This is a genomic window from Bacillota bacterium, from assembly GCA_013178305.1.
In the GTDB taxonomy this organism is placed as follows: Bacteria; Bacillota; Sulfobacillia; order JABLXB01; family JABLXB01; genus JABLXB01.
Genome location: JABLXB010000001.1, coordinates 314,368 through 335,554, shown reverse-complemented (window position 1 = coordinate 335,554; position 21,187 = coordinate 314,368). Strand labels below are relative to the sequence as shown.

The following is a 21,187-nucleotide window of genomic DNA, read 5'->3' as shown; positions in this document are numbered from 1 at the left end:
GGCCTGTGGCAGACGCTTTCGTGGAGGGATGGCCGTTTGTGGACGTATTGCGTCAGGCGAGTGTTAATGGGCGTGGTCGTGCTTGCAGGAGTGTGCACTGTCACTTTCCTCCTCGCGAGGGCGGTGCCGTCTGACCCGGCCGCGCGCTGGGTGGGGCCGCACGCCACGGCGGAACAGATAGCGCAGGCGGAGAAGGAGCTGGCCCTCGACAAGCCCCTTCATATTCAGTTCTGGCGCTACCTGACCGGCATCGTGAAGGGCGACTGGGGCAAATCGATCCGTACCCACCAGCCGGTGTTGAAGGACCTGGCCACGTACGTGCCGGCGTCGCTCGAGCTCGTCGTCGTGAGTACGCTCCTCGCCCTGTTTGTGGGGGTGCCCCTTGGAACAACCGCAGCGGTGCACAAGGACAGGTGGCCGGACCATCTGTGCCGGCTGATGTCGGTGGGCTCCGTATCGCTGCCTACGTTCTGGCTGGCCATGGCGCTGCAGTTCGTATTCTTCCGCCAGCTGCGACTCCTGCCGCTGGGCGGGCAGCTCGACACCATGGTGCGCCTCACCCACCCGCTCCAAAGGGTCACCGGCTTCATCGTGCTTGACTGCTTACTCACCGGGAATAAACCCGCTTTGGCCAGCGCTCTCCGGCACCTTGTATTGCCAGCCGTGACCCTCGCCGCATACCCCGTGGGTCTCGTGGCGAAGATGGTGCGCTCTTCCCTGATCGAAATACTCAACGAGGATTACATAAGGGCGGCGCGCTCGTTTGGCATACCTGAGACGTCGGTCGTATACTCGCTGGCGCTCAAGAACGCCCTCGGCCCCACAGTCACGGTGCTGGCCCTGTCGGCTGGATACTCGCTGGTAAACACCTTCCTGATCGAGGCCATCTTCACCTGGCCGGGCCTCGGGAGTTACACCGCGCTGTCGGTCATAACGCTCGACTACACTGCCATAATGGGCATTACCATATTCGCCGCCTGCACCTACGTGCTGTTGAACCTGTTCGCCGACATCGTAATCAGCCTCGATCCGCGCGTGAGGACCTAGGAGGCGGTGGAGCATGGGAAGGAACATGGCGGGTACCTGGCAGGACCTGCAAAAGGAGTGCGTTCAGCCTTGCCTGAATGGCCTGGGATACGCGGCATACCTCATCAGGCAGAACACGCTCACCCGCGTGGGGACGGTAATCGTGCTCTTGCTTGTTCTCATCGGTATCCTGGCCCCGGTGCTCGCCCCGTACCCGGACCAGGCGGCCGGGACGGCCCACCCGTCCACAAAGCTGCTTTCCCCGAGACCGGGGCACTGGATGGGAACTGATGAACTGGGGCGCGACCTCCTCAGCCGGGTGCTCTACGGCACCCGCATATCGCTCCAGATAGGCATGCTGGCGGTAGGGCTATCCCTGCTTATCGGCGTGCCGCTGGGGTTGGTAGCGGGCTACCGGGGCGGCTGGACGGACGAGGTCATCATGAGGCTCACGGACATATTCCTGAGCTTCCCCCCGCTGCTCCTGGCCATCGCGATTGCGGCGTTCCTGGGTCCGAGCCTCACGAACGCCATGATCGCCATTGCGCTGTCGTGGTGGCCCTGGTACACGCGCATCGCCCGCAGCCAGGCCATGAGCGTCAGGGAGCGGCCGTTCGTGGAGGCGGCACAGACCATCGGTACGGCACACCCGCGGATCGTCATGGTCCACATCCTGCCGAACAGCCTGGCGCCCATTATCGTGCAGGCATCCATGGATTTCGGGTCGGTCGTGCTGACGGCGGCCGCACTGAGTTTCCTCGGCCTGGGGGCTCAGCCACCCACGCCGGAATGGGGACTCATGCTCAGCACAAGCCGCAACTACTTCTTCACTGCCTGGTGGTACGGGCTCTTCCCCGGACTCGCGATCTTCGTGACAGTGCTGGTATTCAACCTGCTCGGTGACGGGTTGAGGGAGATTCTGGACCCCAAGGCCAGGCGGGCCTGAGGTGGTGGAAATCATGACAGCTGTTGCCGAGAGACAGCCGCTGCTCGAGATAAGCGACCTCAAAGTGCAGTTTCAAACCCGCGAGGGCCTGGCCCAGGTCGTCGACCTGGAACACCTCTCCGTTGCGGAGGGCGAGACCTTCGGCCTGGCCGGCGAGAGCGGGGCCGGCAAGACAGTGGTGGCGCTGTCCATCTTCCGGCTGGTCCCCTCCCCGCCGGGCGTGATAGCGGGCGGGCGGATACTCCTGCGTGGGCAGGACCTGCTGGCCATGAGGGAAGAGGAACTGAGACGGATCAGGGGTCGCAAGACGTCGATGATATTCCAGGACCCGATGTCGTCTCTGAACCCGGTGTTCACCGTCGGCCAGCAGGTGATCAGGGTAATCCGGACCCACCACCGTCTCTCCAGGCGCGAGGCCGAGGAAAAGGCCGCACAGGTCTTGGAGGTTGTGAGGCTTCCTGATCCCGGAGGGATCCTCGCGAAGTACCCGCACGAACTATCGGGGGGCATGCGCCAGCGAGTGATGATAGCCATGGGCCTGTCATGCGGGGCCGAACTGCTGATCGCCGACGAACCGACTAGGGGGCTCGATGTGACCATCCAGGCCGGCATCCTCAATCTTCTCAACGAGATAAAGCGGGACACCGGTATGACGGTGCTGTTCATCGCGAACAACCTCGGCGTTCTCGCCCAGATGTGTAGCCGCGTTGGAGTGATGTACGCGGGACGGATCGTAGAGGTGGGGGCTGCCGGGGATGTATTCCAGCGCCCGGCGCACCCGTACACCAGGGCGCTGCTCGCAGCGCTGCCGCGCGCGGAGATGAGATCCGGGAGGCTGGCGGTCACGGAGGGCTTCCCGCCCGACCCTCTGCGCATTCCACCGGGCTGCTCGTTCCGCCCGCGATGCCCGCAGGTCGTTCCCTTGTGCGAGTCCGAAAGACCGCAGCTACGGGAGGCCGGCCCCGGTCGGCTCGTGGCCTGCCACCTGGCGGGTTGAGAGGAGGGCTGACGATGGAGGATGCACTTCTCGAGATCAGGGACGTCAAGAAGCATTTCCCGATCAGGGCGGGGCTGCTGTCCAGACCCGTGGGCTGGATCAAGGCGGTCGACGGCGTGTCGTTCGACGTGCGTCGAGGAGAAGCGTTCGGGGTTGTCGGCGAGTCCGGCTGCGGTAAGACCACGCTCATGCGGGTCGTGCTGCGGATCGCTCGCCCAACCACGGGCTCCATCCGGTTCGAGGGGCGGGACATGATGTCCCTCACCGAGGCCGAACTGGGCCAGATGAGGAAAGACATGCAGATCGTCTACCAGGATCCGTACTGGTCGCTCAACCCGCGCCTGATGGTGCGCGATATCGTTGGCGAACCGGTCTCGGTACACCAGCGACTAAGGTTCCACGCGCTTTCCGAGAGAGTGTCCGATTTGCTGGAGCTCGTCGGCCTGCAGCCCGACCACGTGCGGCGGTACCCGCACGAGTTCTCGGGTGGGCAGAGGCAGCGGCTGGCGATCGCACGCGCGCTGGCTTTGCACCCGAAACTGGTCGTCCTGGACGAGCCCACGTCGGCAATCGATACGCTATCCCAGGCGCAGATCCTCAACCTGTTGCGCGACCTGCAGGAGAGGATGGGGCTCACGTACGTGCTGATCTCCCACGACCTCGGCGTGGTGCAATATCTGTCGCAGCGAATTGCGGTCATGTATGCGGGGCGTGTCGTGGAAATAGGGCCCACCGGCGAGGTCTTCAGCGGCTGCCTGCATCCGTATACGAAGGCACTGCTGGCAGCCATTCCAACCATGGATAGCACGGGGCGACCCCAGATCATCCTGGAAGGCAACGTCCCGAACCCAGCGCATCTACCCAGTGGTTGCCGGTTCCACCCGCGCTGCCAGGAATCGCGCGATATCTGCCGGGGACTGGAGCCGGAACTGGTGGAGGTGACCCCCGGGCACCTTGCGGCCTGCCACCTGGTGGATTAGAGCGTCGGTTCAATAGTTCGGTCGTGTGTTCGAAGGGGGCATTCAGACTCATGAAGGTTCTCGACAAACAGGCCAGGCGCGATGTGCTTCTCGGTTGCGCTGTCCTCGGGTGTGGGGGCGGCGGGGAATTGGACCGGGGCTTGCGGCAGGTGGAGGATTTCGAGGAAAAGGGCGTTACTCTCCGGTTAGCGGACCTCTCCGAGGTGCCGGACAACCTGCTCGTGGCCTCCCCTTACTACTGCGGGGCTGTCTCACCCGAGGGTACCCGCAGCCTCGATCCGTCGGCGGCTGGCCTGGAACCGGTTTGCCAGAGTGAGCCTGCCGTGGCGTTCCAGGCGCTCGAGGAGGCCGTGGGCAGCAGATTCTACGGCGTGCTTTCCACGGAATTGGGCGGGGGAAATACCGCCGTGGCCATGGCGGTTGCCGCCGAACGGGGGTTACCCCTGATAGATGCGGATCCCGCGGGACGTTCGGTCCCCGAGCTCATACATTCCACGCTGAGCCTGAGCGGAGTGAGCATCGCTCCGTTCGCCGTGGCGACTCGCTACGGCGAGGTCATGGTGGTGCGCCGTGTCCCGAACGACATCCGCGCCGAGGCGCTGGCGCGCTCCGTCGCGGTTCTCAGCGGCGGCCGTGCGGGAGTTTGCGACCATCCGGTCACCGGCGCCAGGCTCAAGACGGCCGTCATTCCACGTGCCATAAGCCATGCAGAGAGGATCGGCAGGGCTCTGCGGGAAGCGCGTGAAAAGGGCCGTGACCCGGTTCCGGCGGTGGCCGAAGAGGGGTGCGGGGCGGTAATCTTCGAGGGCGTGGTGCGCGAGGATTCCCGCTGGGAGGACCGCAACGGCGTGACTGAGGGCGACGTCTTCGTCGACGGGCGCGATCAGTTCCATGGCCGGGAATGCCGCGTGAATTACCGGAACGAACACATGGCAGCCTGGCTGGATGGCGAAATCGCGGTGACGGTGCCGGACCTCATCACACTGCTCGAGCGAGAATCCGGCCAGCCCCTGCTTAACCCCGTTATTCGGAAAGGGACGCGGCTTGCCGTGGTGGTGATGCCGGCCCCGGAGGCCTGGCGGACGCCGGCGGGCCTGCGCGTGCTGGGCCCCGCGTACCTGGGGCTCGGCGTGAAATACACCCCCGTCGAGGTAAGGTTCGGTCGAGGTAAGGAGGGTACGAGGTGATCGATAGAGAGGCGATTGCCCCCGCCGTGGTTCAGATCCTGGGGGACAACATGGGGCTCAAGCGGGGTGAACGGGTCCTGGTCGTCAACGATGTTCCCGCGGTGACCGACTGGCGCCGTATGCCCCTCGCTCTCCTCGCCGACATGAGCACAAGAAGCATGCTGGCCAGGATCGTTGCCGATATCGGGCGGGAGGCTTTTCCCGGGTGCGTGGTCGATCTTCTTACCTATGCGTGCACGGGGCGGAATGGCCAGGAGCCGCCGGCGGAGGTGGCCGGGGCCATGAGGTCTGCGGACGTCGTGCTCGCTGTCACCACCTTCTCGCTTAGCCACACGGATGCGAGGGAAATCGCCACCCGCTCGGGTAAGAGGCTGGCCAGCATGCCGTCGATTGAGCCAGGGATGCTTCTCCCCGGCGGACCGGTCTCCGCCGGCGTGGAGGCCATCCGCTCCGGATCCGAGCTCTTTGCGTCCGCACTGACGCGGGGGTCAGCCGTGCTGCTCACCACGCCGGCGGGAACCCGGCTGCAGATGAGCCTCGAAGGCCGCAAGGGCGAAGCCGACACCGGGGCCCTGAATCACCCGGGGGCCTGGGGCAACCTGCCCGCTGGAGAGGCCTTCATAGCGCCGCTGGAAGGGACCGCGAACGGTCGTGTGGTCATTGAGAAAGGGTGGCATCCAGGCCTTCGGGAGGACATGGCGATATCTTTCAGGGACGGCCTGGTTGTGGCGATTGAGGGCGGCGGCCGGATAGGCGATGAGTTCCGCGGGCTTCTGGACCTCGATGCCGACTCACCGGCGCTCATGGGGAGGAGGAACCTCGCCGAGCTGGGGATAGGCACCAACCCCAACGCGCGGCGGCCGGACAACGTGCTGGAGGCAGAGAAGATCAAGGGCACAGTCCACGTTGCGATCGGGGACAACAGCCACATGGGTGGCAAGGTGACGGCCGGCATGCATGAGGATTTCGTGTTGAGAGACCCCACGCTGTACATCGACGGCCGGCCGGTCATCGAGGACGGAGCGTGGTTGATCTAGCATCCCGCAACGGCTCGGTGCTTACTGACGGTATTTGGGGGGTCGTACAGGTGGACGGTCAATCTCTCTACGAATTCGAGCTCGGCCGCGCGGCGGAGACTCTGATCCGGGACATGTTCGAGACACGGCCCGGCGAGACGGTGGTTATTACGGCGGACACCGAGTCGGACATGAGGGTGGTGAATTCGACCGCGCGAGCGGCGTTCGCCGTGGGGGCGAAGCCACTCGTCGCACTGGTCGCGGCGCCGCAAGGAGTCGGGAAAGCGGCAGACCCGTACCTTCCGGTTAACGCGATCGCAGGAGCTTTGAACGGAGCGGACGTGTGGGTGGAGTTCAACAACCAGTGGATGCTGTATTCCACGCCGTACGAAAAGGCCATGGCGTCCAACCCGCGCCTGCGCTACATGTGTCTCGTGGGCATGAACGCGGACATGATGATACGCACGATAGGCCGCGTTGACAGGAGCCGGCTGAGCCTATTTCTGCGACGGGTCGCCGGCCTCACCAGGCAGGCGCGCCACATGTGCATAGAAACGCCCGCGGGGACGGCTGTGGAATTCGACAATTCGCCCATGCACCCCATGACCTGCGATATAGGTGAAGCCGGCCAGCCCGGGGTGCACATGCTGTCGGGACAGATCGGCTGGTCGCCCGTGCTCGACACCATCGAAGGGAGCATCGTTTTCGACGGTTCGCTGACGCCTCCTGCCGGCCTCCTCAAGGAACCGGTGCGGCTTACCGTGCGACATGGGCGCGTGATCGACATCGCGGGAGGGCCGGGGGCGATTACATTCGTGAAATGGTTGGAGGGGCTGAACGACCCGAACATGTTCCGCCTGGCACACGTGTGCTACGGGTTTAACCCCGGGGCACGGCTCACCGGCAACGTTCTCGAGGATGAGCGCGTATGGGGTTGTACCGAATGGGGGATGGGCTACCAGAGCGCCGCCGACGTTCCGCCCGACGGCATTCCCGCCGTATCGCACTGTGATGGCATTTGCCTCAATTCGTCTGTGTGGCTTGACGACGCGCAGCTGCTCGACCGCGGCCGGGTCGTCGATCCGGAGGCCAAAGAGCTTACGTCAGGGCTGACTGGCAGGTGAGATGATCGTGAGCAGAATACTGGTGATTAACCCCGTTGCCACTTCACGGTGGGACGTCTCGGACTACGATTACCTTCAGCGATACGTGAGACCCTCGACCCAGGTGAAGGTGGTAAGCCTTTCGAAGGGTCCGGCATCTTTGGAGACCGCTTCGTCTGTCGCGGCAGCGGAGCCGGCGATACTCGAGACGGTGCGGAAGTACCGGGAGCAGTGCGACGCCGTAGTGCTGAACTGCTTCGCCGATCCGGGGCTCCGCGCCGCCAGGGAGATCTTGCCCGTTCCCGTACTCGGCGCTGCGGAGACCTCCCTGGCCTTGGCCTGCCTGCTTGGGGAGCGGTTCTCTGTGATCTGCCTCGACCGGCAGCATTCGCTTAAGGTCCACCGCCAGGCGCGCGTTGCCGGGGTCTCGTACAAGCTGGCGTCGTGCCGCTGGGTGGACCGGGCGCCCCTCGAACTGGACTCCGATCCGGAGCGGTTCCACGAGGTGTTGTTCGAGCAGGCGACGGCATCCGTGGAGAGGGACGGCGCCGATGTAGTCGTGCTCGGTTGCACGGGGATGGCGTATGCGGCCGGGCGCCTGGCCGACAGGGTCGGGTTTCCCGTAATCGAGCCCATGGCGGTGACCGTCAAGATGGCCGAACTGGTCGCCGGCCTCCGGTTATCCACGAGCAGCCGCGGGCTGTATGCACTGAACCGGTTCATTGGGTAGCGCGCGACGGGAGGTGGTTGCCTGGTGAGAAGCATCCTCATTGTGATACCGGTGGCCGGATGGGCCATGACGCTGGAATTGGAGACGTACCTGCGGGGGGTGGCCGAGCCTGACACGCGGCTAACCGTTGTTAGCCTCGAACACGGCCCCTCGGCGATTGAATGCTTTACCGACGTTGTGGATGCCCAGGGCGACATTATGAGGCTCGTCCAGGAGCGCGGCGCTTCGTGCGATGGAGTACTGATCGGCTGTTTTGCCGACCCCGCGGTCGACGCCGCGCGGGAGGTGGCGCGGGTTCCAGTTCTCGGGATCGCCGAACCTTCCATGGCCGCAGCGGCACTGCTCGGGCACACCTTCGCGGTGGTATCCGTAGGGAGAAACGCGCGGGCCTGGGGTGAGATTCAGGCGAGTGCCCTCGGCCTTCTGCCGCGGCTTGCCGCCTCAGTGGGAGTCGATATCCCCGTCGCCAGGCTCGCCGATGACCCGCAGTCGACGGTGGACGCCATAGTCGACGAGGCGCGGAGGTGCGTCGAGGAGCGAGGCGCGGAGGTCATTGTGCTGGGGTGCGGCGGCATGGTGGCCGTGGCAGACCTCGTGCGTGCCCGGCTGGATGTCCCCGTGGTCGAACCCCTGAGCGCGGGGCTGAAGGCGCTCGAGATGTTGATAGATCTGGGCCTGAACCACAGCCAGGCAGGTGTGTGCCTGCCCTCCGCGGTCCGGTGAAACCCTGACCTCCGTGCGGTACGTCGTGGTCGACGAGAAGGAAACCAAAGGACGATGTGATGACGGACACCACTGTCTTCGTCCGTATGCTCGCCGAGGTGTAGCGCTCTCGTGAGACACCGCACAGCTGCTGTATTATCTGGCACCTCCGTGCGGCTCTCCTTTTTACATAGCCCCCAAGACCCAGCTCGCCTGCATGGCAATCCGCCTGCTATACTCGTATAAGCAGCGTACAATTCCCGAGGAACGCCTGCGAGGAGGTGGCCCATGAAGAAAGAGGCCGTCGTCATCGACCCCAGGGACAACGTCGCTACGGGGACAGTGGAACTCAAGAAAGGCCAGAAAGTTAGCATGTTTGTGGGCGACACGGTCCACGAGGTCGTGGTCCAGAACGACATCCCGTTCGGGCACAAGCTCGCCATCAAGGACATCGCGAAGGGTGAGCATGTTGTCAAGTACGGCGAGTCCATCGGAAAGGCCACCAGGGACATCAAGGTCGGCGAGCACGTGCACGTTCACAACGTCGAGAGCGAGCGCGGCCGCGGGGATTTGAAGCAGGGTTGAGCCTCGGGGGCCGAAAGGCCACCCAGGTTGGCGTTGAGATAGCCAACAAGGAGGTAGCTGCTCAAAGTGATTGAACGGCAGGATGTGACTCGGGTTGCGGTGAACTCCCCGGCACTGGTGTCTGGTGACGACTCGAGGGCTCGACGGTGACGTTCAGGAAACCCGGGGGTGTTCGCGTGGATTGGTTTGTGTCGTGGAGCGGAGGAAAGGACTCCTGTCTCGCGTACTGGAAAGCTCGGGGGAAAGGGTTGAATGTTCGTTATGCCCTGACCGTGCACGAAGGAGGCTACATATCGGCGCACGGAGTGCCGCTGGCGGCTGTGGAGAAGCAAGCCGAATCCCTGGGTTTGGAACTGGTAGCCGTTGAGTCCGGTTGGAAGGACTATGAGATCAACTTCAAAAGGGCGGTCTCGGACCTGGTGCGGCGAGGCGTGACAGGAGGGGTTTTCGGAGACATCGATCTGCAGGACCACAGAGACTGGATAGAACGGGTCTGCGCCGACGCAGGTGCAGCTGCCGAATTCCCCCTGTGGGGCGCGTCGTACCGCGACCTGCTCCGAGAATGGGCGGCTAATGGATTCCAGGCCGTGCTTACCGCTATCAACAGCAGCGTGCTCGACCTGCAATGGCTCGGCAGGGTGCTCGACGGAAAGACGGTCGAGAGACTGATCGCTCTTGGCAACGCAGAGGGGTTTTCGCCGAGCGGCGAATCGGGAGAGTACCATACGCTGGTGTTGGGAGGGCCTCCTTTCCGTAAGAATCTGACGATAGAACACGCCAGCCCTTACTACACGATGGGTTACTGGAAGCTCGAAATCACCGGTGTCCGGGAGGCCCAGGGTCCAGGGCAAGTGTATTGAAGACCATTGCAGAGTAATCGCCGAGCACAGCCAAAGACGCAGGGAGCTCATCGCGAAAGTCACGGCTGAGTTCAAGCCGCACTAACGGCCGGGCGACAGGAGGAACATCCAGGCCGGCGGGCCGAAGGCCTCTAGCCGGCACACTGTCCCGTAGCCCAGGTGGCCCAAGGGTGCGACCCGTCGCGCAAGAGAATGAAACAGGAGGAGGGCAATGTAGAATGGCGACGGATCGAGTCCCCGGGGCAGTCATGCCCAGATGGCTCCCGCTTCTAGGTGGAATCGCCAGCAGTACCGCGTGTGGAATGCTCCTCTATGCATGGAGCGTATTCATCAAACCCCTCAACGCAGAATTTGGGTGGAGCAGGGCGGAAATCGCCCTCGCGTACGCGCTCGCGTGCCTCGTCTTCGGATTAATGACTTACCCCGCCGGAAGGTTCAGCGACAGATATGGCCCGAGGATAGTCGTCCTTATCGGCGGGCTGATCCTCGGCGTCGGGTTCGTCGCATCCGGCTTCGTCCAGACGAAAGCCCATCTCTACCTTACCTACGGCCTGATTTCGGGGTTCGGCGGAGGTATGGTCTACCTGCCTCCCATCGCCACGGCGCCCAAGTGGTGGCCCGACAGGCGGGCGCTCGCCACCGGTTGCGCGGTAGTCGGGCTGGGGCTGGGATCTTTCATCATGGGACCGCTTGCCACCAGCATAATCGACAGCATGGGCTGGCGCTACGTATTCTGGTACGTTGGCGCGGTTATGGGCGTCATGTCGGTGCTCGCCTCGTTTACACTGGTTAACCCACCGAAGGGCTGGAGGCCTGCGGGGTGGATCCCCCCTGTACTCAAGGGCGGCTCGCAGAAGGCCACGCGTGATTACACCTTCCGAGAGACTATCAGGACTGCGCAGTTCTGGATGCTGTACCTGAGCTATTTCTGCGGTGCGTTCGCCGGCTTGCTCGTCATCGGCCACATAGCCGGCCACGGCCGTGACGCCGGTCTGTCGGCCATGCAGGCCGGCTGGGCTGTCAGCACCCTCGCCATCTGCAACGCGGCCAGCAGGATCGTCACCGGCATGATAGTGGACAAAGTCGGGTCCAGGGCAGTATTCCTGATCTACCTCGGACTGCAGGTTGCCGCCATGCTCGTGCTATACCCCGCCGGCTCGGTCGCCATGTTGCTCTGGCTGGTGGCGGCGCTGATCGGCTGGAACTTTGGGGCGTTGTTCACCCTGTTCCCCGCCACCTGCTTGAGCTATTACGGCCCGACGTCGCAGGGGTCGAACTACGGCCTGCTGTTCACGGCGTGGGGGCTGGCAGGATTCGCGGGACCATACGTGGGCGGACTGCTTAAGGACGTGACAGGTACATACAGCGCTCCCTTCATCGTGGGGGCGTGCGTGGTGGCGGCGTCGGTTGTCATCTCGGCGATCCTGAAGCCGCCGCCCAAGATACCGCTCGACGCGGCGTAAGACCAGCGGCCCCGGGCTGGCGGCGCTGGGCTGGCGCTGGCCTGGAGGAGTGAGCCGCAGGCCTGCGGATCGGTCGAATACTCTACGTCGCCGGCGGACAGCATAACGCCCTGGAGGTGGGCTTATGACTGACCGCCGGCGTCGTGCCTTTCGCGTTGCCGGGCCCCGTGATGAGCGCCGGGGTACTAATAAGATCGCCCGCAGGACCCCGGCTAACAAGAAGAGCCCATTTCACGACCTCAAGGTCGAGGTGGCCGGCGAGCTCGGCCTCATGGACAAGGTCTACGAGATGGGCTGGGCCGAATTGACCGCCGCCGAGAGCGGCCGAATCGGCGGCGTGATGACGAGGCGCCTGCGCGAGCTCGGCCTCATCCCGAAACCTTCTGCAGGTGGCAAGGCCGACGATAGATCGGGGACGACGCCCCCCGGCCGGAGGTGATTGTCGCAGCACCCGCGAATTAGGACCTCGACAACGACACTCTAACAAACGGAGTCGAGGCCCGTGATAATCGCCGTTAACCTCAGTCGCAACACTGTAACCCGCACTCCCGTTCCACAGTGGATGCTCAACCAGTACTTCGGCGGGCGAGGCCTGGCAGTTGCATTGATAGCATCGATGGGCCCGCGCCCGGCCGGCCCGTTCGATCCCATGAATCCCGTGGTTTTCGCGCCCGGCCTGCTCACAGGCACAGGCGCCCCTTCATCCGCCCGCTGGGCAGTCGCCGCGAAAGCTCCCGCAACGGGGTTCGTCTCCGCTGGAAACGGCGGAGGGCTTTGGGGGGCGCGGCTGGCGTGGTGTGGGGTCAGGGCGCTCGTAGTGACCGGCAGGGCGAGCCGGCCCGTGTTGATCAGGATTGCGGCGGGCGAAACGCCCGGGCCACGCGTTGAAGTTGTGCCTTGCGACGATTTGTGGGGTATGGACACGCTTGAAGCGGCCTGCGAAAGCGTCGCCCGGTGGGGTGGATCCGCCGCGGCGTCCTTCGCGTGCATAGGACCTGCCGGCGAGAGACTCGTTCCCCTTGCTAACATAATCGCGGACGGCGCCAGGGCGGCCGGACGTGGCGGGTTGGGTGCAGTGCTGGGAAGCAAGAACCTCAAGGGGATCATCACCGAAGCAGCTGAGCCGCCGGAATCCGTCTCGGTGAGGCGCTCCGAACGCTGTGCGCGTTTCAACGTGGTTCTGAGGGAGACCCCTTACTTCAAGACGCACGCCAGATGGGGGACCATCAATGCTCTCAGGAAGTACAACCAGGCAGGGGGCCTGGTGGTCCGCAACGGGCTGGCGGGGGAGTTCGCTGGGACGGACCGTCTCTCCGGAGAGGTATTCGAACGGGAGTTCAAGACGTCGTCAAGGGCCTGCTACGCCTGCCCGCTGCCGTGCAGTAACACTTTCGAGATAAAGACCGGGGAGTATGCGGGGGTAACAGGGGAGGCGGCTTCGGCGTCCACCGTGAAGGAGTATGGCGCAAGGTGTGGAGTAGAGGACATGGCCGCCGTGCTCGCGGCCCACGCCCTGGCCAATCGAATGGGCCTCGAAATGATCTCGCTCGGTGGAGTACTATCGTTTGGAATGGAGTGCCGCGAAAGGCGACTACTCGATCACATTCTCGGCCCTGGTCAACCTGACCTCAGGTTTGGCGACGGAAAGGCGATGCTCGATGCCATACCCCTGATAGCCAGGAGAGAAGGGATCGGGGCGATCCTCGGACTCGGGGTGCACGGCGCTTCCAGGGTGATAGGCGGCGACTCACACAGGTTTGCCCTTCATGTAAAGGGATTGGAGACCCCCGCCACCGACCCCAGGGCGTATCCCTCGTGGGGCCTGGGCTACGCCGTGTCGAGCCGCGGGGGATGCCACATGCGCGCCTTCCCGGTGGCCGAGACTGGTTCCTTGACCGTTGACGAGGGCCTGCAGGTGGCAGGCGTGCCTACGCTGGTGGAACGCGGCACGCTCGCCGGAAGGGGCTCCGAAGTCGCGTTCTTCGAGGACATGAGGGCTGTCTCCGACAGCCTGGGAGTATGCAAGTTTATCTTCAGGGACGGCTCGGCGTTCCCGGACGCCCAGGGCCAGTGGCTGGGTGTGTCGCGGGTGTCGCTGCCTGCCGAGGACCTGCGAACAGTGGGAGAACGGATCAACAACCTGGAAAGGCTGATGAACCTCGAGGACGGCCTTGACCCCGCGGATGATACTCTTCCCGAGAGGTTCACGCACGACCCGCTGCCGGGCGGGGCGTCCGCCGGACGCGTCTGCGACATCGCGAGACTCGTGGACGATTACTACGCCGTGCGAGACTGGGACACAACCTCCGGCCATCCCAATTCGCGTGTGCTGGAGAGGCTGGGCCTTCCCCCGAAAGGGCGGTTTGACCCGTTTGCTGGCTGAAGGATCTTGGCAGGCTGTTGTTGAATAGCCATTAATTGAAAGTACTACCATAATTCGCATTGACTCTACTCGCTCCCACTCAATATGTGCGCTTAATTCGCCGCTACATCTATCTAGTCATAGCTCAGCCTGTGCCAGGGTTCGAGTTACGGTACCCCTGTGTCCGTGCCGGTTCCCCAGTGTTCCAGGCCCCACGTTTCAGGATTCCTGGTTATCCGAGAGGAGGGTGAGTGTTGAAAAAGGTCCTGATGGTCAACCACGAAAAATGCACCATGTGCCGCAGGTGCGAGCTGGTGTGCTCACTGAAGCACGCCGGCGAATTCAACCCCGTCAAGGCGCGAGTCAACGTCGCAGCATTCCCCGATGATTTCTTCTACATGCCCGTGACCTGCCAGCAGTGCGACGAGCCGGTCTGCGCCGAGGTATGCCCCGCAGGCGCGCTGTCGCACAACGAGGTCACCGGCGCCGTCGAGCTCGACTCCAACCGGTGCATCGGCTGCCGGATGTGCGTGGCGGCCTGCCCGTTCGGGGCGATGTCCTACTCAGCGGCGGACGAGACCGTGTTCAAGTGCGAGCTCTGCGATGGTGAGCCCGAGTGCGCCCTGTTCTGCCCGTGGGGCGCGATCGAGTACGCCGGCGCCGACGCGATCAACCTCGAGAAGCGGCGGGGCGTCGCGCTCAAGCTCAGGGATGCTCTCAAGGAGGTGAGGGTCTGATGTACGCCTGGGTAGGCAAGATCCTGAGGGTGAACCTAGGGGACGGGACTCTGAAGGATGAGAGTCTCTGCCCGAAACGGGCCCAGAACTACATCGGCGCTCGCGGGCTGGGGACCCACATCATGTTCAAGGAAGTGGACCCGCAGGTCGACCCGCTCAGCCCCGCGAACAAGCTCATATTCGCGACCGGCCCGCTCACGGGGACGGCCGCGATATCGAGCGGGCGCTACAACGTGATAACCAAGGGTCCGCTGACCGGCGCCATCGCGGCCTCCAACTCCGGTGGGTACTGGGGACCCGAGCTGAAGTTCGCCGGGTATGACGCGGTAATCGTCGAAGGCAAGGCCAAAGACCCCGTCTACCTCTGGATCAATGACGGCAAGGCCGAGTTGCGTTGCGCCGGGAAGCTCTGGGGGAAGACGACCAACGAAACCGAGGACCTGATCCGCGTCGAGACCGACCCCGACGCCAAGGTGGCGTGCATCGGGCCGGCGGGCGAGAATCTCGTGAAGTTTGCCGGCATCGTCAACGACAAGACCCGTGCCGCGGGCCGTTCCGGGGTGGGTGCGGTAATGGGCTCCAAGAACCTGAAGGCGGTGGCGGTGCGTGGCACCGGGGGTGTGAGGGTCGCGAACAAGGACGCGTTCAGGGACCTCGTACTGGACATTTTCAAAAACAAGATCAAGACCAGCGGTGTGACCGCGGCCGGGCTCCCCAGCTACGGGACAGCGGTGCTGGTGAACGTGATCAACGCTCACGGCGCTTTCCCGACCCGCAACTTCCAGGCGGGCGTGTTCGAGGGCGCCGGCAAGATCAGCGGCGAGACGCTCGCCGGCACACTCCTCGTCAGGAAGAAGGCGTGCTTCGGGTGCCCGATGGCGTGCGGCAGGCCGAGCGAGGTCAAGAAGGGGAAGTACAAGTCAAGCGGCGAAGGGCCGGAGTACGAGGCCGCGTGGGCGCTCGGCGCGGATTGCGGCATCGATAACCTTGAGGCTGTGGCCAGGGCGAACTACATCTGCAACGAGCTCGGGCTCGATCCAATAACCATGGGCGCCACCCTGGCGTGCGCTATGGAGCTGTACGAGAAGGGGTACATGCCGGCGTCGGCCTCGGACCTGGAGCTCAGGTTCGGTGACCCGGACGTACTTGTCGAGGCGGTCAGGAAGACGGGTTACAGGGAAGGTGTGGGGAACCTCCTGGCGGAGGGCTCGTACAGGCTTGCAACTGAATTCGGTCACCCTGAGCTTTCCATGTCCTCGAAGAAACAGGAATACCCGGCGTACGACCCGCGCGCTATACAGGGCATAGGGTTGAACTACGCCACGTCCAACCGCGGCGGCTGCCACGTCCGCGGATACATGATTTCCGCCGAAGTACTAGGGGTGCCGGAGAAGCTGGACCCGTTCACTGTCGAGGGCAAGGGGGGTTGGACCAAGGCTTTCCAGGATATCACGGCCCTGGTCGACTCCTCGGGTATATGCCTGTTCAGCACGTTCGCCCTTGGCGCGCCCGAGGTGGCGGCAATGCTGAAAGAAGCGACCGGCGTGGACTACACCACCGAGAGTGCCATTGAATGCGGCGAGAGGATCTGGAACCTCGAGAGGCTGTTCAACATCAAGGCGGGGTTCACAGCCGCGGATGATACGCTGGCCCCGCGGCTCCTGAACGAGCCGATGCCGGACGGACCGGCGAAGGGCCGGGTTAACAGGTTGAGTGACATGCTGGGCGAGTATTACAAGGTGAGGGGATGGACCGAGAGTGGAGAGCCCGCTCCGGAGACCCTCGCGAGACTCGGGATTGAGTAATGGTGGAAGTCCTGCTTTTCGCCTCACTCGCACGGTCGTTCGGAGGGGGCAGCGTCAGGATCCAGGATGGGCCCGCAACAGCCGGCGAGGTGATCGAACGTCTCAAAGCCATGGCGGGCCCCCAATTCCACAGCGACCTGGCGGGCGTGACGATCCTGCTCAACGGAAGGAACGTGGAGTTCCTGGACGGTCTGGCGACCAGGGTCACGCCCGGCGACACCATAACACTGATCCCGCCCGTGGCGGGCGGTTGAAGGGGGCGGCGGGGTGCGCTTCGTGATAATCGGGAACGGGGCGGCCGGCAACGCGGCCGCGCGCGCAATCCTACGGAGGTTGCCCGGCGCGGATGTCACGATGATATCGTCAGAGAATCACCCGTTCTACTCGCGGGTACTGACCTCGTACTACGTCGCGGGGAAGGTGGACTACAACCTGGTGTTCCTGGCGCCCTGTACCGGACCCGGAGTACGGACGATCCTGGGGGCGACGGTCGTGGGGATCGACCCGGGGCGTGGGGTCGTGGTCACTCACGCCCACGGCGAGATCCCGTACAGCCGGCTGCTCGTCGCAACCGGCGCCTCCCCGGTGGTGCCGGATGTGCCCGGCGTCCGCCTCCCGGGGGTGTTCACCCTGAGGACCCTGGACGACGCGGTCGGTATCCGCCGGTGGGTCACCGGGCCGCGTGGTAAGGATGGCCAGGGCGGCGCGGGCGACGCCTGTGCAGGTGCGCCTGCAGTCGTGATTGGCGGCGGCATGGTCGGCCTGAAGGCTGCGGAGGCCCTCGCCGCGCTGCGCATACCGGTGACGGTTGTAGCGGCCTCCGAGTCCATTCTGTCGCAGGTGCTTGACGCGGAGGCTGCTGGAATCGTGCAGGAGAACCTCGAGCGGGCGGGCGTCCGGTTCCGCATAGGCGATGACGTGGTCGCGTTCCGCGGAGACGGCAGGGTCGAGGGGGTGTCGCTGCGTTCAGGGAGATCGCTGGAAGCGCGGACCGTGATAGTGGGGAGGGGCGTCCGCCCGAACACATCGCCCGTCAGAGGGCTTCCAATTAGCGTAAATCGCGGTATAATTGTCGATAAGTCCCTGAGGACCTCCGTCGACGGCATCTACGCGGCCGGCGACGCCTGCGAGGCGTTCGACCCTCTCAGGGGCCGGAGCGCCGTCAACGCCCTCTGGACGACCGCCGTGGAGCAGGGAAAAGTGGCCGGTGAGAACATGGCGGGAGCGTGCATGGAGTACGGGGGAGGGGTGGCATCCAACTCCTTCAGGTTCGGGGGGTTCTGCGTGTCGTCATTCGGGGACGCGCGCGGCGCCGGCGGTGACCGCGTAGTGGCGCGGCGAAGAGGTCCGGGATGGAGGCGCGTCGTAATTAGAGACGGCAGGATAGTCGGGGCGGTCGAGGTCGGACCCGGCCGCTCGATGGGCGTGCTCCGGGCGCTGGCCCTCAAGCAGTCGCCCGCGAAGGAGACTACCATCCAGGCTATCGCGGAGGCGTTTCTCGACGGCAACCTGTCGTTCGCGCACGTGGCTTTTCGCGCGGGCGTGACCGTGTGGCCGGGGAGCATGGCGGGGCGATAGCTAACTCAGGGCAGGGGGCGATCTCTGTGGCGAGAGACAAGGTAACGATCCCGGCATTGTACGAGAAGATGCGCAAGGGCGACAAGATCACGATGCTAACGTGCTACGATTACCCCACTGCGCTTCTCGAGGAGAAAGCGGGCGTGGATATCATCCTGGTGGGCGATTCCCTGGGAATGACGGTGCTCGGTTACGAGACCACCCTGCCCGTCACCATGGACGTGATGATCCCGCACACGCAGGCGGTGCGCAGGGGCGCGCCCGGCGCCTTCCTCATCGGAGACATGCCCTACATGACCTACCAGATTTCGGTGCAGGAAGCCGTCAGGAACGCAGGCAGGTTCATGCAGGAGGCCGGCTGTGACGCCGTCAAGCTCGAGGGCGGGTCGAACGTGGCCGAAGTCATACGGGCGCTCACGAAGGCGACGATCCCGGTAATGGGCCACCTCGGCCTGACGCCCCAGTCACTGGCCATGCTCGGGGGTTTCAAGTCGCAAGGCCGGGACGCCGTGGCCGCGAGAAAGGTTATCGATGACGCGAAGGTCCTCGAGGAGGCCGGCGCATTCGCAATTTTGCTTGAGGCAATCCCGCCGGAGGTCGGCAAGGTAATCACCGAGCGGGCTTCAATCCCCATCATCTCGATCGGCGCGGGGCCATACTGCCACGGCCAGCTCCTGATTGTTCACGACATGCTCGGGTTCTTCGACCGGTTTACGCCGAAATTCGTGAAGAAGTACTGCGATATCAGCTCGGTAATGCTGGAGGCGTTCCAGGCTTACATAAAAGAAGTGCAGGCGGGGGTGTTCCCCGAGGAGAAGCACAACTACTCGATGAAGGCGGGCGAACTGGAGAAGCTCCTGTCGGAGTTGAAGTAAACCCGCCTGTTCGACGCATCGAAAATGCGGGCCGGCCCGGGTATCCCGGCCGGCCCGCGGATTATTCCTTGTGCCGGCGGGCTATGCCAGCGAGGGCTATACCCGAGATCACGAAGCTCGTGACCACCCCGAAAATGATGAACAGCGCAGTGAAAAGACCCCGCTTGCTGAGGGCCGCGTCAATGCGGGCGCCTATCCAGGTGAAAACCAGGACGTTGGCGATGAAGACGAAACCAAGCTGTAGCACGCTTATGACACGTCCGGGAGGTCCCTTTTCACCAGCCACTCCGCTGCCTCCAAACGAGCCGGGCGAGACGCTGCGGCGCCGCGCTCCGGACACCGATTCATCGAGAACATCCCGCAGCGCCGGCTCAGGTTTATTCTAATTCTCTCCGCGGGTACGACATTCCCGCCGCAGGCAGGAAACAGAGGCAGGAAGTAAAGGATGCTCCCCACGAACCTATGTAACCGGCTGTTGCCAGTGAGCGCGCGCAAGGCGGGCGCGAGACCAGGGGGTGCCTTCAGATGACTTTGTTGCCCACGTACAAGGCGGCCGTGGTGCAATTCGAGCCCACGCTGTTCGAAAAGGAAGAGAACATCCGTCGACTCGGCCGGCTGGTCGAGGAGGCCGGAGAGAAGGGCGCCCGCCTCGTCGTCACGCCTGAGATGGGTACGACCGGCTATTGCTTCAAGTCGAGGGAGGAGATAGCGCCCTACGTCGAGCCGGTCCCCGGCCCGGCGACCGCGGTGTTCGGCGAGATCGCGCGGCGGTACTCGATGTACGTCGTCATCTCCCTTCCCGAGGTAGACCCCGCGACAGGCGTGTACTACAACGCCGCAGCGCTAATTGGGCCCGACGGTGAGGTGGCGGGGAAATTCCGGAAGGTGCACTCGTTCGTCGACGAGACGCTCTGGGCAAAAGACGGCGACCTGGGCTTCCCGGTGTTCGATACGCCACTCGGGCGGCTGGCTATGATCATCTGCATGGACGCGGATTTCTTCGAGTCGGGCAGGGTGCCGGCCCTGAAGGGAGCCGACGTGATATGCTTCCCGACCAACTGGGTCACGAAGACGCCGGCGAAATCGTGGCGCGCTCGCGCCCTGGAGAACGGCGTGTACTTCCTGGCGGCCGACAGGTGGGGCGAGGAGCGCGGGATAAGGTTTGGCGGCGGCAGTTCCATCATCGGTCCCCGTGGCGAGGTCATGGCGACGGTCGAGCGAGGGGACGCCGTGGTCACCGGCGAGATCTCGATTCGAGCCACGAGGGACAAGAACGTGCCCGGCTTCGGCGACCTGCTCGGCGCCAGGAGGCCGGAAGAATACCACGCGGTGATCACCAACCCGTACCTCTGGCAGCCTGTGCTGTTGACCAGGCTGCCTGGAGGGAGGCGGTCGCGGCTTACCGTCGCCCAATTCGACCCGGTCGCCGGGCGGCCGGGGGAGAACCTGGCCACCATGGCGACCATACTCGAGGAGGCGTGCGAGGCGCCGGCCTCCGGAACGTCCGGGCCGGGGCCCAGCCCGTACCTCAGCCCGCACGTGGTCGTGTTCCCCGAGCTGTGCGTAACCGGGATGCCGCCGGCGGCGGAGATGAAAGACCTCGCGGAGCCCGTGCCAGGTCCGGCGACCGATCGCCTGGCCGGGATAGCGGCCGAGTTCGAGGCGCACGTTGTGTTCGGGATAGCCGAGGTAGACTGCGACGGCGCCGTGTACAACTCCGCGGTGGTGCTGGAGCCCGGCGGGCTTGCGGGAGTCTACAGGAAGGTACACCTGAACGAATACGACAGGGAGTGGGCGGCGCCGGGCAATCTCGGGCTGCCGTGCTTCGACATCTCGGCGGGGAGGACCGGCGTGGCGATCGGTACGGATTTGCTCATACCCGAGGTCGCACGCTGCCTCGCCAAACAGGGCGCAGACGTCATCCTGGCGCCGTCGGCGTGGCCGTGGCCCGAGTGGGATTTCGTGTGGAGCGAACGTGCCGCCAATAACGATGTATACCTTGCGGTTTCCAATCAGGCTGGGCGCAGTGTCGTTTACGGTGACCCGTCAAGGCGCCAGGCCTCAAAGGTCGAGGGCGCCGCGGGTTTCGCGTCTCTCGAGATGGACACCGAGATGGACTCGTTCTGCAGGCGAAAGGAGATGCTTCGCAAGGTCCAGCCGGTGTGGTACGACCCCATTGTGAGGAAGCGCCCGTAGGGCCGCCGCCCGGTGAGGCCGCCCGGGCAAGGCCGTAAG

At 64.3% G+C, this 21,187-nt stretch carries 21 protein-coding genes; 20 read left to right on the top strand and 1 reads right to left on the bottom strand.

What is annotated here, in order from left to right:
• The first annotated feature begins 36 nt into the window (after positions 1–36).
• The 19 genes from HPY55_01645 (at position 37) to panB (ending at position 18,952) form a co-directional block, all read left to right on the top strand.
• Complete coding sequence (locus HPY55_01645; protein ID NPV69332.1) at positions 37–1,047, top strand: ABC transporter permease; 1,011 nt, start codon at positions 37–39, stop codon at positions 1,045–1,047.
• Between the two features lie 25 nt (positions 1,048–1,072).
• Positions 1,073–1,972, top strand: a complete 900-nt coding sequence (locus tag HPY55_01640) for an ABC transporter permease (GenBank protein NPV69331.1) — start codon at positions 1,073–1,075, stop codon at positions 1,970–1,972.
• Positions 1,973–1,985: 13 nt separating this feature from the next.
• Entirely contained in the window at positions 1,986–2,969 is a 984-nt protein-coding gene (locus HPY55_01635) for an ABC transporter ATP-binding protein (GenBank protein NPV69330.1), read from the top strand.
• Between the two features lie 14 nt (positions 2,970–2,983).
• Positions 2,984–3,949, top strand: a complete 966-nt coding sequence (locus HPY55_01630) for an ABC transporter ATP-binding protein (protein NPV69329.1) — start codon at positions 2,984–2,986, stop codon at positions 3,947–3,949.
• Between the two features lie 50 nt (positions 3,950–3,999).
• Positions 4,000–5,136: a DUF917 domain-containing protein gene (locus HPY55_01625; protein ID NPV69328.1), complete on the top strand. Its 1,137-nt coding sequence runs from the start codon at positions 4,000–4,002 to the stop codon at positions 5,134–5,136.
• A complete protein-coding gene (locus HPY55_01620) occupies positions 5,133–6,173 on the top strand; it encodes a hypothetical protein (protein NPV69327.1) in 1,041 nt (346 codons plus the stop codon). The genes HPY55_01625 and HPY55_01620 overlap by 4 nt, the downstream gene beginning before the upstream one ends.
• A gap of 113 nt (positions 6,174–6,286) precedes the next feature.
• Entirely contained in the window at positions 6,287–7,276 is a 990-nt protein-coding gene (locus HPY55_01615) for an aminopeptidase (GenBank protein NPV69326.1), read from the top strand.
• Between the two features lie 7 nt (positions 7,277–7,283).
• Positions 7,284–7,985, top strand: a complete 702-nt coding sequence (locus tag HPY55_01610; GenBank protein NPV69325.1) for a hypothetical protein — start codon at positions 7,284–7,286, stop codon at positions 7,983–7,985.
• Between the two features lie 24 nt (positions 7,986–8,009).
• Positions 8,010–8,708 (top strand): hydrogenase expression protein HupH, encoded by a 699-nt coding sequence (locus HPY55_01605; GenBank protein ID NPV69324.1) that lies wholly within the window; start codon positions 8,010–8,012, stop codon positions 8,706–8,708.
• A 267-nt stretch (positions 8,709–8,975) separates the two neighbouring features.
• Positions 8,976–9,272, top strand: coding sequence for a UxaA family hydrolase (locus HPY55_01600; protein NPV69323.1), 297 nt, complete (start codon positions 8,976–8,978; stop codon positions 9,270–9,272).
• Between the two features lie 176 nt (positions 9,273–9,448).
• On the top strand, positions 9,449–10,132 hold the full coding sequence (locus tag HPY55_01595) for a diphthine--ammonia ligase (GenBank protein NPV69322.1): 684 nt from the start codon (positions 9,449–9,451) through the stop codon (positions 10,130–10,132).
• 248 nt (positions 10,133–10,380) lie between these two features.
• Positions 10,381–11,595 carry an OFA family MFS transporter gene (locus tag HPY55_01590; GenBank protein NPV69321.1) on the top strand — a complete coding sequence of 405 codons (1,215 nt, stop codon included), beginning with the start codon at positions 10,381–10,383 and terminating at the stop codon, positions 11,593–11,595.
• A 124-nt stretch (positions 11,596–11,719) separates the two neighbouring features.
• Entirely contained in the window at positions 11,720–12,034 is a 315-nt protein-coding gene (locus tag HPY55_01585; GenBank protein NPV69320.1) for a small, acid-soluble spore protein, alpha/beta type, read from the top strand.
• 63 nt (positions 12,035–12,097) lie between these two features.
• Positions 12,098–13,978 (top strand): hypothetical protein, encoded by a 1,881-nt coding sequence (locus tag HPY55_01580; GenBank protein NPV69319.1) that lies wholly within the window; start codon positions 12,098–12,100, stop codon positions 13,976–13,978.
• A 233-nt stretch (positions 13,979–14,211) separates the two neighbouring features.
• Positions 14,212–14,694 carry a 4Fe-4S dicluster domain-containing protein gene (locus tag HPY55_01575; GenBank protein NPV69318.1) on the top strand — a complete coding sequence of 161 codons (483 nt, stop codon included), beginning with the start codon at positions 14,212–14,214 and terminating at the stop codon, positions 14,692–14,694.
• The gene (locus HPY55_01570; GenBank protein NPV69317.1) at positions 14,694–16,499 is read left to right on the top strand and encodes an aldehyde ferredoxin oxidoreductase family protein; all 1,806 of its coding nucleotides are present in this window, start codon (positions 14,694–14,696) and stop codon (positions 16,497–16,499) included. The genes HPY55_01575 and HPY55_01570 overlap by 1 nt, the downstream gene beginning before the upstream one ends.
• Before the next feature lie 2 nt (positions 16,500–16,501).
• Entirely contained in the window at positions 16,502–16,753 is a 252-nt protein-coding gene (locus HPY55_01565) for a molybdopterin synthase sulfur carrier subunit (GenBank protein ID NPV69316.1), read from the top strand.
• Positions 16,754–16,766: 13 nt separating this feature from the next.
• Complete coding sequence (locus HPY55_01560) at positions 16,767–18,077, top strand: NAD(P)/FAD-dependent oxidoreductase (GenBank protein NPV69315.1); 1,311 nt, start codon at positions 16,767–16,769, stop codon at positions 18,075–18,077.
• A 26-nt stretch (positions 18,078–18,103) separates the two neighbouring features.
• On the top strand, positions 18,104–18,952 hold the full coding sequence (gene panB, locus HPY55_01555; GenBank protein ID NPV69314.1) for a 3-methyl-2-oxobutanoate hydroxymethyltransferase: 849 nt from the start codon (positions 18,104–18,106) through the stop codon (positions 18,950–18,952).
• Positions 18,953–19,013: 61 nt separating this feature from the next.
• On the opposite strand, the gene HPY55_01550 is transcribed toward panB, so the two are convergent.
• On the bottom strand, positions 19,014–19,238 hold the full coding sequence (locus HPY55_01550; protein ID NPV69313.1) for an AtpZ/AtpI family protein: 225 nt from the start codon (positions 19,236–19,238) through the stop codon (positions 19,014–19,016).
• Between the two features lie 239 nt (positions 19,239–19,477).
• Here HPY55_01550 and HPY55_01545 point away from each other — a divergent pair, with 239 nt between their 5' ends.
• On the top strand, positions 19,478–21,148 hold the full coding sequence (locus HPY55_01545; protein ID NPV69312.1) for a hypothetical protein: 1,671 nt from the start codon (positions 19,478–19,480) through the stop codon (positions 21,146–21,148).
• The last annotated feature ends 39 nt before the right edge of the window (positions 21,149–21,187 follow it).